This window comes from Pseudomonas sp. NFACC32-1, from assembly GCF_900101215.1.
Classification (GTDB): domain Bacteria; phylum Pseudomonadota; class Gammaproteobacteria; order Pseudomonadales; family Pseudomonadaceae; genus Aquipseudomonas.
In genome coordinates, this window is sequence record NZ_FMUL01000042.1 from 1 (window position 1) to 2,228 (window position 2,228).

Sequence of the window (2,228 nt, forward strand, 5' to 3'; positions counted from 1 at the left end):
TGCCGTTTCCTGGCCGATGGCAACATCGAATACCTGGGACGTCTCGACCATCAGGTCAAGCTGCGGGGCCAGCGCATCGAGCTGGGGGAAATCGACGCCGGACTGCTGGCGCAAGCGGGCGTTCGCGACGCCGCGACCTTGCTGCTGGACCAGCGCCTGGTAAGCTTCTGGTGCGGTGAGGCTGACGAAGCCACCCTGCGTGCCACCCTGGGCGAACGCCTGCCTTCGCACATGCAGCCGAGTCTTTTCGTGCAGCTCGACCGCCTGCCGCTCAACAGCAACGGCAAGCTGGACCGCAAGGCCCTGGCTGCCACGCCGCTGCCGCAAAGCCAGAGCGACCAGCCGCGCACCGCGCCGCGCAATGCCACTGAAACCGTGCTCTGCGAACTGTTCAGCGAGGTGCTGGACTGCTCTGTCGTCGGTATCGAGGACCACTTTTTCCAACTCGGCGGCCACTCCTTGCTGGCCACCCGTCTGGTCAGCCGGGTCCGTGAACGCCTGGGGGTGTCCCTGCCCTTGCCGCTGGTGTTCGCCCAGCCGACGGTGGCGGCCCTGGCCAGGCACTTGCGGGCGGCTCTGCCCGATGAATCGATCAGCGTACAACCGCGCCCGGCGCAACTGCCCCTGGGCCTGGCCCAACGCCGGTTCTGGATGCTCAGCCGACTGGTGCCGGAGTCCCGCGAATACCACATGCCATTCGCTCTGACCTTGCGCGGCGAACTGCAGGTCCAGGCCCTGCGCGCGGCATTCGAGCAGGTCAGCCAGCGCCACCTGGTGCTGCGCAGCCGGATCGTCGAGGTCCAGGGGGAGCCACAGTTGCTGATCGACCCGCAGGGTCCGGCACTCGCGGTCACCTCGGTGCCGACCCAGGACTGGACTTGGGCTTGCGCCAAGGCCCAGGACGAACTGATGGCACCGTTCGACCTGGCTGCCGCCGCGCCATGGCGCGCGCACCTGTTGCAGCGCCAGGACAGCGACGAGCACCGTCTGCTGGTCTGCCTGCATCACAGCGCCACCGATGGCTGGGCCATGCAATTGCTCATCGACGAGCTGACCCAGGCCTATGCCGCCGGGCTGAACGGACAGGCCCCCGCCTGGGCACCGCTGGAGATCGATTACGTCGACTTCGCCCTATGGCAGCAGCACCCGGACACCCAGGCACGGCGTAACAGCAGCCTGGAATACTGGAAAAACCATCTGGGCCAGGACAATTATCAACTGGACCTGCCCATCGATCATCCGCGCGGCGCCGAAGTCGACCGTCGTGCCCGGCAGGTAATCGTCAGCCTCGGTGCCGAACGGGCCGAAGCCATCCGCCGATTCGCCCGTCAACGGGGCACCACCACCTATGTGGTCCTGGCCACCGCCTTGAGTGCGCTGCTGGCGCGCTACAGCGGGCAACGCGAGATTCGCCTCGGCACGCCGGCGGACCAGCGTGACCAGGCGCAATCCCAGGCGCTGCTGGCCTGTCTGGTCAACACCCTGGTAATCCGTAGCGACGTCGAGCAGCGTGCGCCGGCCGAACGCTTGCTGACCAGCCTCGAAGCCGACCTGCGTGCGGCCCAGGCCCACGCCGACCTGCCTTTCGCCACCCTGGTCAGCACCGTTGCCCAGCATCGTGACCTGAACCGCACGCCGCTGTTCCAGGTACTGTTCTCTCTCAACTACGGTCGCGTGGACAGCCGTCAATGGCCGGGGCTGGAGGTGCAAGAGCAGACCCTGCCAGTGGTCGATGCCAAGTTCGAGCAAAGCTGGGAAGTCCAGGACGACGGCAGTGACATGACCCTGTCACTGGAGTACCAGGCGGCGTTGTTCGACGAAACGACAATGCAGCGCTGGAGCGCACAGTGGTGCGCTCTGCTCGATGCCTTGGTGGCGACGCCGCAGCGCACGTTGATCGAGCTGTTCCCGCAGCAGCAGGACCAGCCACGACTGGACCAGTGGAACGCCACCGACCGCCACTACAGCGGCCCGACCAACCTGCACACGGCCCTGAGCCAGCAGGCAGCCCTGAGCCCCAACGCCTCGGCGCTGGTGTTCGAAGGCCAACGCCTGAGCTATGCCGAACTGGACCAGCGCGCCCAGGCCGTCGCCCGCGCCCTGCGCGCCGTCGGCATCGGCGCCGAGCACATCGTGCCGGTGTGCATGGAGCGCTCGGTGGAAATGGTCGTGGCCTTGCTCGGCATCGTCCATGCCGGCGCCGCGTGGCTGCCGCTGGACCCGCAATT

The 2,228-nt window shown here is 67.2% G+C and carries 1 protein-coding gene; it reads left to right on the forward strand.

The window, feature by feature from the left end; translation table 11 throughout:
• A partial coding sequence (locus tag BLP99_RS26010) for a condensation domain-containing protein (protein ID WP_143007999.1) occupies nt 1-2,228 on the forward strand: 2,228 nt, incomplete at both ends.